The sequence below is a fragment of the Paenibacillus sp. LX16 genome (genome assembly GCF_036252815.1).
Taxonomy (GTDB): domain Bacteria; phylum Bacillota; class Bacilli; order Paenibacillales; family Paenibacillaceae; genus Paenibacillus; species Paenibacillus polymyxa_B.
This window is the reverse complement of record NZ_CP141152.1, coordinates 768,467-783,456: the sequence shown is the minus strand read 5'-3', so window position 1 is coordinate 783,456 and position 14,990 is coordinate 768,467. Positions and strand designations below refer to the sequence as shown.

12 protein-coding genes are annotated in these 14,990 nt (G+C 44.7%); 2 read left to right on the top strand and 10 right to left on the bottom strand.

Annotated features, from left to right (window positions below; translation table 11 throughout):
• Positions 1–11: 11 nt before the first annotated feature.
• The 3 genes from nadE to T3H97_RS03500 all read right to left on the bottom strand — a co-directional run bounded on the left by nadE (position 12) and on the right by T3H97_RS03500 (position 3,238).
• Entirely contained in the window at positions 12–821 is an 810-nt protein-coding gene (nadE, locus tag T3H97_RS03510) for an NAD(+) synthase (RefSeq protein WP_025722646.1), read from the bottom strand.
• Positions 822–922: 101 nt separating this feature from the next.
• A complete protein-coding gene (locus T3H97_RS03505; RefSeq protein WP_013308727.1) occupies positions 923–1,357 on the bottom strand; it encodes a BrxA/BrxB family bacilliredoxin in 435 nt (144 codons plus the stop codon).
• A 141-nt stretch (positions 1,358–1,498) separates the two neighbouring features.
• On the bottom strand, positions 1,499–3,238 hold the full coding sequence (locus T3H97_RS03500; protein WP_328801708.1) for a two-component system sensor histidine kinase NtrB: 1,740 nt from the start codon (positions 3,236–3,238) through the stop codon (positions 1,499–1,501).
• A gap of 291 nt (positions 3,239–3,529) precedes the next feature.
• Here T3H97_RS03500 and T3H97_RS03495 point away from each other — a divergent pair, with 291 nt between their 5' ends.
• Positions 3,530–4,789, top strand: a complete 1,260-nt coding sequence (locus T3H97_RS03495) for a BaiN/RdsA family NAD(P)/FAD-dependent oxidoreductase (protein WP_328801707.1) — start codon at positions 3,530–3,532, stop codon at positions 4,787–4,789.
• Between the two features lie 214 nt (positions 4,790–5,003).
• On the opposite strand, the gene T3H97_RS03490 is transcribed toward T3H97_RS03495, so the two are convergent.
• From T3H97_RS03490 to T3H97_RS03465, 6 genes are all read right to left on the bottom strand, one after another.
• Entirely contained in the window at positions 5,004–6,674 is a 1,671-nt protein-coding gene (locus tag T3H97_RS03490; RefSeq protein ID WP_250245154.1) for a ribonuclease J, read from the bottom strand.
• A gap of 112 nt (positions 6,675–6,786) precedes the next feature.
• Positions 6,787–8,217, bottom strand: coding sequence for a YfcC family protein (locus T3H97_RS03485; protein WP_328801706.1), 1,431 nt, complete (start codon positions 8,215–8,217; stop codon positions 6,787–6,789).
• A gap of 2 nt (positions 8,218–8,219) precedes the next feature.
• The gene (locus T3H97_RS03480) at positions 8,220–9,803 is read right to left on the bottom strand and encodes an amidohydrolase (protein WP_328801705.1); all 1,584 of its coding nucleotides are present in this window, start codon (positions 9,801–9,803) and stop codon (positions 8,220–8,222) included.
• 139 nt (positions 9,804–9,942) lie between these two features.
• Positions 9,943–10,656 (bottom strand): GntR family transcriptional regulator, encoded by a 714-nt coding sequence (locus T3H97_RS03475; RefSeq protein ID WP_250243149.1) that lies wholly within the window; start codon positions 10,654–10,656, stop codon positions 9,943–9,945.
• A gap of 96 nt (positions 10,657–10,752) precedes the next feature.
• Complete coding sequence (locus T3H97_RS03470; RefSeq protein WP_328801704.1) at positions 10,753–11,565, bottom strand: fructoselysine 6-kinase; 813 nt, start codon at positions 11,563–11,565, stop codon at positions 10,753–10,755.
• A 29-nt stretch (positions 11,566–11,594) separates the two neighbouring features.
• Positions 11,595–12,563 carry an SIS domain-containing protein gene (locus T3H97_RS03465; RefSeq protein WP_069291084.1) on the bottom strand — a complete coding sequence of 323 codons (969 nt, stop codon included), beginning with the start codon at positions 12,561–12,563 and terminating at the stop codon, positions 11,595–11,597.
• Positions 12,564–12,883: 320 nt separating this feature from the next.
• Between T3H97_RS03465 and T3H97_RS03460 the strand changes: the two genes are divergently transcribed.
• A complete protein-coding gene (locus T3H97_RS03460; protein WP_328802771.1) occupies positions 12,884–13,516 on the top strand; it encodes a LysE family transporter in 633 nt (210 codons plus the stop codon).
• Between the two features lie 20 nt (positions 13,517–13,536).
• Here the strand turns inward: T3H97_RS03460 and T3H97_RS03455 are convergent, their stop codons facing one another.
• On the bottom strand, positions 13,537–14,874 hold the full coding sequence (locus T3H97_RS03455) for an amino acid permease (RefSeq protein WP_328801703.1): 1,338 nt from the start codon (positions 14,872–14,874) through the stop codon (positions 13,537–13,539).
• Positions 14,875–14,990: the final 116 nt, after the last annotated feature.

The following is a 14,990-nucleotide window of genomic DNA, read 5'->3' as shown; positions in this document are numbered from 1 at the left end:
ATGATTAATGCTTACACTCCTGGGATGCTTGTCCGCTTATGCGCTGTACGTGTAAAGAAGCTTTCCAGCTTTTCGCGTGCCGCCGGGTCAATTTCCTTACCTTCCAGGTAGTCGCTGTTTGCTTCGTAGGAGATCCCCAGTTCTTTTTCATCCGTCTGGCCTTCCCACAATCCTGCTGTAGGCGCTTTGTCCAAAATGGCCTGCGGAACTCCGAGATAGCTGGCCAGCAAGCGCACCTGACGTTTGTTAAGCGTACTAAGTGGCGTAATATCGACTGCACCATCGCCCCATTTGGTATAAAAGCCTGTGATGGCTTCTGAAGCGTGATCTGTGCCAACGACAAGCAGATTCAGCTCATTCGCGAGTGCGTACTGAACCACCATACGTGTTCTTGCCTTTACATTCCCTCTCACTTGCGGAGTAATGGAACGCTCCAGACCGATATCCTTTAACGTATGCTCCACTTCCACGGCAACCTTGTCCACGGCTTCCTTAATGTTCGTTTCCCCAGCATATTTCAGGTCGAAGGCTTTGGCTACCGCGTAGCTATGCTCGATATCTTCCTGTTGGCCATATGGCTGGAATACACCCAGCGTTTTGTATTCGTCTCCTTGTTCCTGCGTCAATTCATCTGTAGCCCGCTTGCACAAAGCGGCTGCTACGGCACTGTCAATCCCGCCACTGATGGCGATCAACAGCCCTTTGCTTCCCGTTTTCGTTACATACGACTTGAGGAAATCCACACGCTTACGGACCTCCGCCTCTACGTTAATCGTAGGCTGTACTCCCAATTCAGCAATAATCTGTTCCTGCAAACTCATCAGATAAGCACCTCTTTTTTAGGAATTTCCTTCACAAGCCAACATGCAAAAGCCCCGGCAAGTTTCGCAGGCGAAAAATGCGGGGCATAGCTTGAGCAGTCTTACCGACAAAAACGATCAAATGCACTGGTCAAATCAGCAGCGATCTGATCTGCCGAACGATCCTCCACTTGATGACGCTCGATGAAGTGAACCAGCTCGCCGTCTTTCAACAGCGCGATAGAAGGAGATGATGGTGGGTAAGGTGCGAAAAATTCGCGAGCCTTTGCTGTTGCTTCCTTGTCCTGTCCGGCAAAAACCGAATACAGATGATCTGGCGTAATATCATGCTTCAGTGCTTCAGCCACACCCGGGCGGCATTGACCTGCGGCACAACCACATACCGAGTTCACAACAACCAACACTGTCCCTTTAGCATTAGGCAGCTTGGCCTCCACATCTTCAGAAGTACGCAGTTCCTGAATCCCAAGATTCGTCAGTTCATCGCGCATGGGCTGAACTGAATCTCTCATATATTGATCGAAAGACATAGACATATTCTTTCACTCCTTTTTCAAAAATCATGTATACTACGTTTCTAATTTCATCCTTTGCCGTAGTAAAGGCATGGACATCTAAAGTTCATTATACAATCTTTTTCACGTAATTTGCAAAAATCCGGCTATATATTTGCACGATTATTTCTGTATCGAATTTATGACAGGAGGCTCAGCATGATCCCGGTAAGTCGGGACGGTTCTGCGCAATCGGACTTTAAACTGCGTGCCCATTCCCTCCACCGAATCTACGGCAATCGTACCGTGATGACGCTCCACTATACTTTGACATAAGGCCAGCCCCAGACCTGTACCTTTCGTTTTGGTGGTGTAAAAAGGTTGGAACAGCTTTTCAAGCTGTTTTTGTGGAATTCCCGGACCTGTATCCTTTACTTCCAGTTCCACGAAATCCCCTTCCTCATGAGTCGAAATGGTCAGCACCCCCTTTTCCCCCATAGCTTCCATCGCATTACGTGATAAATTAAGCAGCAACTGCTTCATTTCCTTAGGGTTTAAATGGAGCATCGTCACATGTTCCTCCAGCTTTAGCTCAATCGTCTGCCCCCTCAGATTCGCATCTGCCCACAGTAAAGGCGTCAGTTCGCGAATAATATCATGCAGATGACATTGCTCCTTCTCGACAATCCGATTCTGAGCCAGTGAAAGAAAATCGTTAATAATCCCGTTCGCCCGATCGAGTTCCTCCATCACAATGCGGTAGTAATGGTTGAGAGATTCTGGACTTTTCTCACGCATAAGCTGTAAAAAACCACGCACAACCGCCATCGGATTACGTATTTCATGAGTAATGCCCGCTGCCATCTGTCCGACCAGACTGAGCCTTTCAAAATTGCCTAGCTCACTGCGCAGCGTCTCCAGCTCTGTAATATCTTGCAAGGCGATAATGACGCCTGTCGTTTGGTTTACATGTTTATCCCGAATAGGAAGGAAACTTGAGAAGAATACTTTGGGAGTAACATTTATAAAATCAGCACCCGCCTCTCCTTCCAACGCTTTTGCAACTCGTTCATTAACCACAGGCAAAGCGCTAAAACCATATAACGAGGTCAATGGACGGCCTACTACCTCAGGCAGTGTAATGTAGGGATCGAAGTCCTGGTAGAGTTCCAGCATCGTTTTGTTCATATGTATAACTCGTTCTTCGCTGTCCAGAGTAACAAGAGATAACGGCATCAAATCCATAACTTGACGCAACTTATCCACTTCAATCAAGTATTTGCTCGTAAACTCAGTCACATCACGCCGCAGCGCCAGCTTCTCAAAGGCATTATGCATCAGACTCACGACCGTAAAACTTGCCAGCACCCCTGCACCAATATTCCAAAACGTTGCAAGTAAGTCAGGAATGTATACCGCAATATCCTGTTTGCCCCACAGTAGCGGAAATATCGCCTTAAACAGCATATCAGCCACAACATATGCGGAGATCAGGAGCTTTTTGTCCAACAAGGTTCCTCTTTGAAAAAACTTAACATGCAGCAGCATAAAAGGAAAAAGGATAAAACCCGTGCCCACATACATCGGGGACATTTCTGTCGACTGGGCTATAATCAGGACACCCATCAGTGCGGAAGCGGCGAGCACGAAGGCAGTGCGACGTCTACCGTACATGATGCCAACAGCAAGGGGAATAATACCGAGATTGGAAGGTAGACCATACGGAGACTGATATTGAAAGAGTGTACATAGCAATATGGCTGGCAAGCAACACAGATACAGTATTCCTTGATTGGGTCCAGGAAGCAGATTGCCACCCCAAACCTTTTTCTTATCCCCATAATCCGTTAATATAGAGAAAAAACCCGCCGATATAACGGCAAGGAGAACTTGGAGCACACTTTCCTTCAACGCAATTAACAAGGACTTCTCCCCCTCATCATCTTTCCTTGACGCCGTTAGTTGAATTAAAGCACAGGCTACAATATATTACAATATATGTGTTAAAATCCCGGTGTAGAACGACAAAATCTGCTAAATACCAGATGTATATAAGAGGAACGTTTTTACGTGTTATAAATTCTTGAAAATTGAAATATATACGTGTTTACTGTGCTCTAAGGCTATCTAAAGCGACGGTATTACGATATGATGAAAAATCGGTTACACCATTCTGAATTTTTTGAAAATTTGTCGACGAAAAGGAAGAGGTTTATGACTTACGACGTTATTGTGATCGGAGGCGGCTCAGCCGGATTAATGGCTGCTGCCGCTGCCAGCGGTGAGGGCGCCAAGGTGCTTTTGCTGGAAAAAGGAAATAAGCTCGGGCGAAAGCTGGGGATCTCTGGTGGAGGCCGTTGCAATGTCACGAATGCCAAAGAGCTGGACGAACTCATTCGGCACATTCCCGGCAATGGCCGTTTTCTGCACAGTGCACTGGCGGCTTTCGGCAATCGGGATATCATTGCCTTTTTTGAACAGCTGGGTATAGCCTTAAAGGAAGAAGATAATGGGCGTATGTTTCCAGTGACGGACAAAGCCAAAACAGTTGTCGATGCTTTGATCAACAAGGTACGCTCTCAAGGAGTCGAGATTCGGACAAGCTGTCCTGTTCAAGAGGTTATTTACAATGAAGGTCATACGGCTGGGGTGCGGCTGCGTTCCGGTGAAATCCTACAAAGCCGTAATGTCATTGTAGCCGTTGGCGGCAAATCCGTCCCGCATACAGGCTCGGAAGGTGACGGCTATGCATGGGCAGAACAAGCAGGGCATACAATTACGGAACTGTATCCAACAGAGGTGCCGTTGACCTCAGGCGAGACGTTCATCCAGACGAAAGAGCTTCAGGGACTATCCTTACGTGATATCAGTCTGACCGTATGGAATGCGAAGCAAAAGAAAGTTGTCGTCCATGAAGGAGATATGATTTTTACACATTTCGGTCTATCTGGCCCAACTGCTTTGCGGTGCAGTCAGTTTGTCGTCAAGGGAATGAAAAAGGATAAGGTAAACACGGTGTTGTTGACTCTCGATTTGCAGCCTCACAAACATGCCGATGAAATCTACCGTGAGACGCTGGAATTGGCATCGGTCGATGCTAAAAAAGCGATCAAAAATGTGCTTAAACCTTATTTACCGGAACGCTTGATTCCATTGTTGCTCCAGCAAGCCGAACTGCGTGAGGACTTGACCTATGATCATATTCCCAAGCAGCAATGGCAAGAACTTGCTCATCGCATTAAGGCGTTTCCAATCCGTGTGAACGGTACGCTCTCTCTGAAGGAAGCATTTGTTACCGGGGGCGGTGTGAATTTGAAGGAAATTAATCCGAAAACAATGGAGTCCAAGCTGATGCCTGGATTGTTCTTCTGCGGTGAGATTCTCGATATTCACGGTTACACAGGTGGTTATAATATTACAGCGGCGTTTACAACAGGGCATACAGCAGGAACCCAGGCGGCTGTAAGCGATTAAGACGCTGCGCGTAGGCTTTGATCTTACGATCGCTGTTGCTTCTCCAGATTCAAATCCTCCGCTGCGCTGCAACCGCCATTACATCCGCATTCTTATAGGAAAAGTAGGAAGGAAATCAAAAAGACTTAAATCAGTTGTATTGCTGATTTAAGTCTTTTTTTGAGTAATCGCGTATTGAACAAGATCCATCTTGTTTTGACGTTTGCCGCTATTCCTAAACCTCAATAATGATAGGTAAAATCATGGGTCTTCTCTTCGTCTGACTGTAAATAAACCGGCCAACATCATCTTTTAACATCTGCTTAATCAGTCCCCACTGACTCATTTCGATTTCTGTTAACTCGTTCACTGTGGACATAATCGTGTCGTGGATCTGACTCATGAGCTCTTCGGAATCCTTAACATATACAAAGCCTCTTGAAATGACCTCTGGCGTTGCGAGCATTTGCTTCTCGTTTTTGCTCAACGTCATCACAATAATCAGCATTCCGTCTGAAGAAAGCTTTTTACGGTCTCGTAGTACAATATTACCTACGTCACCAGTTACTAACCCGTCTACCAAGCTATTACCGGCTGGTACTTTGGGCCCCAGGGATGCCCTTCCCTCTTCAATTTGAATCGTGTCACCGTTATGGACGATAAATACATTCTCCATCGGAATCCCCACAGACTCCGCTAGCTGACGATGCTGATACAACATCCTGAATTCACCGTGTATAGGAATCAAATACTGTGGTTTCATCAAAGTCATCATTAATTTCAGTTCTTCCTGGCTACCATGACCGGATACGTGCATCCCTGTAGAGCTGCCTGATCCATAAATAACCTGGGCACCCAGCACATACAGGTTGTCAATGACCTGGGAAAGGTTTCGCTCATTCCCCGGTATGGCTCCCGCAGCAATGATGACCGTATCACCAGGCAAAATTTCGATTTTGGGATGCAGAGAATTGGCTAAACGTGACAATGCGGCCATTGGCTCTCCCTGGCTACCGGTACATAAAACTGCAATTTCTTCTGCGGGAAACCGCTCTGTTTCCCCCGGCTCAATCAACAAATCCTCAGGCATATGCAAGAAGCCCAGCTCCTTGGCCACCGAAACCACATTTATCATACTGCGTCCGAGTAAAACCAGTTTGCGACCTGTTTCCACAGCCGCGTCAATGACTTGTTGGACACGGTTCACATTGGATGCAAATGTAGAAATAAATACTTGCTGTTTGGCTCTGGCGAAAGCATCCAAAATATGTCCGCCAACCAAACGTTCTGAAGGAGTAAATCCTGGCCTTTCCGCATTTGTACTTTCGGAGAGCAGCACTTTTACCCCCTTCTTTCCTATTTCAGCCATTCGATGAAGATCGGGAAAAGGTCCACTGACGGGAGACATATCGAATTTGAAATCTCCGGTATGGACCACATTTCCTTCCGGTGTCTGAAAAAAGACACCCAGGCAATCCGGGATACTGTGGACCGTGGTGAAAAAGGATGCCTGAATCGTTCCCGCTTGAACGGTTGAATCTGCATCTATAAGATGAAGCTCAGCATCACGTAAAAGGTTGTGCTCCCTTAACTTAATCTTAATTAATTCGATGGTGAGCTTTGTCCCATACACAGGCATATTAATCTGCTTCAGCAAATAGGGAATACCTCCGATGTGATCCTCATGCCCATGTGTCACAATGAGCGCTCTGACTTTATCCTGATTTTCCAGCAGATAGGTGACATCGGGCACAATAAGGTCAATACCAGGCAAGTTCTCATCAGGAAACTTGGAGCCACAATCGATAACGACAATATCTTGATCGTATTGGATGAAATACATGTTTTTCCCGATTTCATTAACACCGCCTAGAGCAGCAATGAGTAATCTATTATCAGCATGCATCAAATTTTATTTCCTCCTTAGGAAAATGCTATCCATATTATTCATTAATCACGTAAACTTATGCACAAAAAGAACCCTTGTCTCTAAAAGACAAGGGTTCTCACTTGATTTATTAGATACCCACCGCAGCCGAAATCGCAGCAAAAATAGCAGCAACTAACCACAGAATGGGGAATAGCTTGAAGATTACCCTCAGCCACTGTCCAAAGCTGATCCGGGCAATGGCCAATCCCGCCAGTAGCACTCCACCTGTCGGTGAAATTAGGTTGGTTAACCCGTTACCGAATTGGTACGCTGTGACTACTGCTTCACGATTGATACCTACAAGATCGCCAAGCGGTGCAAGTACAGGCATTGTTAGTGCAGCTTCCCCTGAAGAAGATGGAACCAGGAAAGTAATAATATTATGTGCAACCAACATAATGGTAGTGAACAAGTAACTTGGCAATCCTTCCAGAATGCTTGCGAGTGCATTCAATACGGTATCGATGATCATACCCTGCTCGGCGATGATCAGAATTCCGCGGGCGAGACCTATGATCACTGCAGCGTAGATGAATTCTCCACACCCTATTACAAAATTCTCAGCTATTTCCTTCTGGCTCATCCTGGTAACTATCCCGACAAAAAGACCGAGTGCGAAGAAAAGGGCGCCGATTTCAGTCATATACCAGCCTTTGGCCAAAATTCCCCAGACAATTGCTCCAAGCGTTACAATAAATCCACCTATAATTAATTTGTCCCGAAACGTGAAGACGACGTCCTCACCTGTATTTTCTTTTATAAACTGCTCGCGATTTATAATATCACTCTGAAAAACAATGGATTTCTCCGGATTTCTCTTAACCCGGTGCGCATACCACATCGTAAAGGCAATAGAAATCATAGTAAATACAAGCCATTCAATAAATCTCAGCCAGAGCTGAGGATTCCCCTCCACTCCTGCGATCCCCTGGGCGATCAATACTGAAAATGGATTAACAGTCGAACCAACATAGCCAATTTGCGTTCCCAGAAATAGAATGAGAATAGCAGTCATAGAATCGAATCCTAGGGCAAACATTAATGGAATAAAAATCGCATAAAGCGGAATAATTTCTTCGCTCATCCCAAAGGTAGAGCCGCCGAGACTGAATATAACCATGGCAATTGGAATAAGCAAAATCCCCTTATTCTTCAGTCGCCTGGCAAGAGCCGTCAGAGCACGATCGATGGCTCCCGTCTGCAGTATAATCCCGAAGGAGCCGCCCACGATAAGAACAAAAGAGACCACATCGGCGGCATTGATAATCCCTTCAATCGGAGCGCTAAGGATTTGGGGGATTCCCTGTCTTAAATCACCGTTCTCACCAGTTTTGGGTACAGTGTGATAGGTTCCCGAAACGATCGCCGTTTTGGTTACACCGTTTACTGTTACTTCATGACGCTCAAATTGTCCGCTGGGCACAATCCATGTCAATGCGGCGACTGTAATAATAATCAAAAATATTAAAGTATAGCTATGGGGCAAGGATAATTTCCATTTCATATTCTTGATGTTCATGTTTATCCCTCATTCCAAGAATGGTTATACGTAACCTTCCCTCCCATAATGGTCAATATCACTTGGGCGTCCCTGATGTCACCAGCGGATGCGTTAAGGAGGTCGCGATCAAAAACGGCGATGTCAGCATATTTTCCAGCCTCCAGCGTACCTGTAACCTCTTCCATATAACAATGTTTGGCTCCATTAATGGTCCATGCCTTTAAAACTTCGAATGGCGGCATCCCTTGGTCAGGATACCAGCCTCCTGCAGGCGAGCCATCCGGGAATAATCGGTGAGAGGCTGCATATAGCGAATCGGGAACACTGGTGATAAATAAAGGCAGATCAGTACCTATGGTGACCGGCACGTTAGCTTCCAGCATGGATTTATAATTATAAAAGCGGTTTTCATTACCTTTGCCTACCACAGCAGACATATAAGCATCTTCGTAGGAAGGATTCAGTAGCAGGATTTGGGCGTAGACTTCGGCAAAAATTTCGTTTTTGCCCATTCTGATCAAATCATCTGGATGAGGATACTCTAGATCACTGATAGAATGTCTGATAAGATTATTACCTTGTTGTTCGCGGCATTTTTCAATCATGGATACCGCTTGGCGAATTGCAGCATCCCCTTCTGCAGTTAGGCAGCATTTGATACCTTGGCTGTCCGCTTCCAGAACTGAGGCTTCAATTTTTTCATAATCAACCGTTCTTAAATTCGTGACTTCAGGCATATCTGCGTAAGGCTCCAACATATCCCCTGTATGATCGGCTACAACGCCGTCAAGCATCAGCTTGTATCCTTGAAAACGAATAAGGTCCCCATTATAAAGTGCTTTATACTTCATACCGGTGCCAATATCAAGCGATTCAACAACGGGTTCAAGCGAAAAATGAAATCGGAGTGGCAGTTCTCCTGCTTCTTTCAATTCTTCTAGAATCGGCAGTAGCTCGCTATGCCGGTCAAAGCCAATATCCTTTATGGAAGTAACTCCTCGTGCAGCTAGTATGCGGCAAAACTCCATAAATTCTTGTTTGACAAGGCTGTAGTCCTGCATCATAGCTTGGAGCAGCAAAGCGCGTGCCTCAGCACTGCATTGATCCGGCAAAAATTGATATTTCTCCTGAGCCAGTCGGTTCATCCAGCAGTAGCTTTTATTTAGGTTAATGGCAATTACCGCCCGATCAGGGAACAGCTCGTCCAACAAGCTTTGCTCAGGCAGCTTGCCCCATCTTTCCTCGCTCCACCCGTAAGCGGTTACATCTTTCCCTGGCGGAAGATTGTTTGCCGCTTGTAGCATGGATTCCATTGCTTCTTCAATCGAGGCTGCATGAGTCAAATCCACGCCCCGATGCATCGACATATATCCGGTAAAAAATACATGGTTGTCATGAACTCCTGGCATGATAAAAGCATCACCCAAATCACAGACAACCGTTCCCGCTCCTATCCAAGTTTGTGCCTCCTCGGGACGCCCCACTGCTGCAATACATTCTCCCCGCAGTGCAATAAACCCAGGCGAGGCTTCATTTTCTAAGCCATTAAAAATAGCATTTGACAGTAAAACTTTGTCCGCTAATGTGTCATTCTTCCCTTGCACAATTTCACCCCCTCATTTTTTATTCGCCCCATAACATAACGTAATATAACGTTATAATGTCGCTTCTGCTTCTCTCATGGAGTGGAAGCAGAAGCTGCGCCGTACCTGAATAACAACATTACATAACAGGCAAACGGATTTATATTGAGAATTGATAACGATCTCCAATGATGTACTGTTTACCTACATGAACGGGGCTTCCATGCTGATCATAAATAATCGTGTGCATGTAGAACAACGCCTGTCCGATGGCCGTCTCCAGCAGCTTTGCCTGGTATTCATCCGCCAAAGAGATTTGTAATATCGTCTCTCCCGGTTGGTTAGGATCAATGCTGTATTTATGACGCAACAGTTCGTATACAGAGCCCTCCAACTGCTCTTCCATTAGAAAAGAAAATCGGTCATAAGGATAAAAATTATTCTCCAGCATTAGCGGTCGATCACCGGCGTATCTTTTGCGCTGAATATATAACACTTTTTCTCCTTGTGGCAGCTGCAACTGATGTGCAATTTCCTCATCTGCTTCTATGATTCCACGTTCTGTGACCACACTGTGTGAAGAGAGGCCGTTGGATTTGCAGGCAGCCGTAAAGCTGATAACATGTTCAATCTTCCGCCCAATTTTGGGTACATTGACAAAGGTACCTTTTCCTTGACGTTTGGTCAGATAACCTTCATGAACCAATTCGGCAATGGCTTTTCTTACAGTAATTCGACTTACATTGTAGGTCTCGCTTAGCTCAGTTTCGGTCGGTATACGACTTCCCTGCGTAAATGTTCCATTATGAATAGCGGTTTTGACTGCTTTTTGTAACTGAATATATAATGGCTCTGCTTGGTCTGAATTCAACATAATGTGCCCTCACTTGTCATATAACGTTATATTACTCCCACTTAGAGTATCAAATGTTACATATTCTTACAAGTGAAGATATTTGAACATAATTTTTTAGTAACGGACGCCGTATCCGAAAGAACCTTCTACCAGACAGCTCTGGGCGGCAACCCTCGATCCCTCTGCCATAGCGTCCTGAATGTTACCATTTTTCAAAAAGCTCAGTAAAAAGGCGGTTATATAAGAGTCTCCTGCCCCCATCGTATCCACAGCGTCAACGGAATCAGGCATTTGAAAATAGAACTTAATACCATCATAGGCAATAGATCTATCTCCGCCGCGTGTGGCTACCAGGATTTGCCCCTCCTTTTTTCGCTTGGAGCGGATATAGTTCTGTGTCTCTTCATCCGTCATATGGCTGCAAGAGAAGAAAGCGAAATCGGTGTACGCAATATATTTCTCCACCTGTGCATCTACGAAATCATCCGAAAAGTCAAAAGAAAGAGGGATTCCCAGCATCTCCAATTCAGGCAGCAAGTGCCCTGTATGACTGTACAAGCCGGTGTGAATAAGGTCGAATCCGCCAACATAGGCCTTGTCATCTTCACTCAGCTCCAGCGGATAGAGACGTGTAACTCCTCCCTCATTGCTGCCCAGAAATACTCTGTCTCCGTCTTCCAGGGTTACACGTGCGCAGCCGTTCTCACCGCTGTGATATCTGCACCGTGAAATGTCGATTTCCAGCTCACAGAGAATGTGTTCTACATGCTGTGCTTCATTATCATCTCCGAATACTCCTATAAAGGCTGCATCTACTCCCGCTTTTTTGGCAAACACACTGAAATTAAGCGCATTGCCGCCAGGATACATCATGCGCAGATGAACATATTTATCTACCACATTATCACCAATGCCTAGAACTTTCATGATGGTTTTCCTCCTGTTGGTAAGTGCGCTTAGTAAGCTACTTTGCCCATATAACGACGAGTTTCCAGTGGGTGATTGCGTACATTTGCGAGTGCTTCACGATAAACACATACAATGCTGTAAAATAAAACCGGGTTAAAAAATTCGACGACCTCGTCGGCAATGGTTCCGATTCCAAGCTCCTTCGCATCGATCACTTCCACTTTCTCGGCATATTGATTCAGGAAAGTCTGTGCCCGCTCATCCAATGCCCGTGTGCGTCCTTCGTTGATCATCAGAATAAATGGAGTTTCTTTATCTGTTACTTCAAACGGTCCGTGGAAAAATTCACCGGAATGGATTGAAGCCGCATGAAGCCATTGCATTTCCATCAGAGAACAGATAGCAAATCCGTACGCATGTCCATAAGAAGCTCCGCTGGTCAGGATATAGAAGAGATCTTCATTGCGATATTTGTCAGCGAATACACTGGCACGCGGTTCAACTTGTATTTTTGCCCGGTTAATAATTCCATTGATTGCTCCCAAGCCGTTCTGGAAAGCTTGATAATGCACATAGCCTTCAGCGATTTGAAGCAGCTCAACAGTAAGCTCCAAAATAATAGCCATCGGGTTATTTTTGACATCGCTCTCATCTCCCCACTCGTAGAGGAATGAATAATCAGAATAATTGAGCAGTGTCGCTTCACTATTGTGGGTTAAGCCGATGGTGTAAGCGCCTTTCTCTTTGGCTGATTTAGCGGCCGCAACCGATTCCGGCGTGTTTCCTCCATGGGAACAAACGATGACTACAGCGTTTTTACCTAATCGTTTTGGCAGTGCGTGCACAAACTCATTCGCCGTATACATCCCTGCTACCAGCTTCTTTGCTTCACTATCCAGAAAATATTTTGAGGGATACATATCGACTAATGAGCCCCCACAGGCTACTAAATACACCTCGGAAATCTCTCCACTTGCTTGTTCATAAATCGTCTGAACCGTCTGTTGTACATTCATTTTTACCTCTCCTTTTTATATAACGTTATATAACGTATTGTTCATGAGATAAATATAAGCGCTTTCAATAAAAGTGTCAACCCCAATTATTCGATCAAATAAACTTTTTTTATAACCTGTCATTAAAAAAGCTCTAATCCTTGTGTGAACAGAATTAGAGCTCCTTTTTTTAGATTTAATTCATTGATAGGTGGTTGGCAATAACGAGGCTCCTCCTACAATATACGCACAAAAAATATGGTCTTACAAATGGGTTTGTCCGAATAAACTTAAATAGACAAATACATAACAGCCAATAAAAAATCAAGGAGGAAAACACCATTAATACATTTATCAGTTATATTTTTCTAGGTCTGTCACTTTCCGCTCCCATTGGACCGATTAATGCCGCACAGTTGGATCGAGGTATCAAGAATGGTTTTTGGCACGCCTGGTTTATTGGGCTTGGTGCAATAACCGCAGACATTATCTATATGCTGCTTGTTTATTTGGGAATGATTCACCTTCTTAATGCTCCGTTTGTCAAAGCTTTTCTATGGCTATTTGGTTTTTTCGTACTTGTGTATACAGGTATTGAAAGCATCAAAAATGCAGGTGTGATTTCAGAATCCGAATTCAGGGGAAATGGTAATACATTAAGTAACTCATTTATGTCCGGTTTTCTAATGTCATTATTTAATCCTCTCTCCATCCTTTTTTGGCTTGGCATTTACGGGTCTATACTCGCAAACGTCGCTAATACATATCCAGTACAACAACTAATGATCTATAGCGGAGCGATTGTATTAGGCGTGTTACTCTGGGATGTGACCATGGCAGCCGCTTCAAGTATTTTCCGGAGGTTCCTAAAAACCGGCTTGCTTAAAACCATCTCTTGGATGTCTGGATTATCTCTTATTGGTTTTGGCTTTTATTTTGGCGTACAAGCATTTCAATTACTTTTTTTACGCTAACGCTTAACTCACTGACAACGTTAACGAGATTCCTTGGCGTGCTTTCGGCGAACCCATTGTACAATGAGGTCACATATTGCAATTAACAAGACAAGTAGTAAGCTGATGTACACTCCAGGGCGGCTAAGTTTATGAAAAAAGGCTCCGACCACGGCCATAGCGATCAACAATAATCCAACCCAGCGTTTAATGTTGCTAGATGTGCTCGATTCCAGTAGCTTACCTGAAGACAGCAAAATAAAGCACCAATTATACAACAGCATTAAACCCGCTGCAGTAGTGATATATTCATATACTTTTCCCGGTAGTAGCAACGACATTACGATGGCTGAGATTAATCCAACGGAGATCAAACTAAGTGCATAAAGAGGATATTTGCCCTTCCACTTCCGTGAAAACAATGTGGGCGCATCTCCTTCCTGTGCAAGCGTAAGCATCATAGATGTCTCTGCATATAGAGATGCTGTCATCGTTGAGAACCCTGCAATAATAAGCACTCCATTAAATAAATGAGGCACAAAAACCAGATGATCGCTGCTAAGCGCAAGCACAAAAGGACTTTCTTTCGGGTTAAAGGCACTTAATGGCACCATAGACACAGCCAGACCAATCGAAAGCACATACACAACAACCAGTGTAATCAGCATTACCTTGCCTGCTTTAGGTGCATCCTCCGGTTTTTGAAGCCGATTGGACATAATTCCGAGCACTTCAATACCTCCGTATGCATAAAAGGCAAAAATGAAAGATGACCACAATCCTATGCCCCCAGTCGGAAAAAATTCTTTGTAACTGATGGGGAACTTTGGATTATATTTTCCTCCTCCGATCCAGCCTGCCAAAAGAGCAACGGCCAAGACCAGAAACATAACAATAGCTGCCATCTTAATGATGGCCAGTACATTTTCAACTCGATCAAAACCCTTATTGCCAAAAAAAACAATCACAAGCCCTAAAATTCCGAAGCCTGCTGCAAATATCCACATCGGTACCTGAGGAAACCAAAAGCGTGAGAATATAGATAGCGCGGTTAGTTGACTCCCATTGATAAGCAATTCTGAGAACCAATACACCCATCCACTGCCGAATCCTGCCCAACTTCCAAATGCTTTTTGGGCATAGGAACGGAAAGAACCCTGTTCAGGGTGATCTGCCGTCATGCGCGAAAGGGCATCGAACACTACATATGTTCCCACTGCTGCAAAAAAGTATGCAATCAGTACGGCTGGACCACCTATGGAGATCGCTAAGCCAGACCCGAGGAAATATCCTGTACCGATGGTACCTGCAACTCCTAACAAGCTTAGTTGCCACCATTTTAGTTTTTTTTCTTTTTGCATATCTGACGGTTTGTCCATTTAAAAAATCACCCTAATCCTGAATTTTGGGACAGATCTCTCCCCATTCTTTAGATTGCCCTCTCCAATATATTTCATGTGAATGAGTCTTCTTTATCAAAAAAGAAGCACCAGCA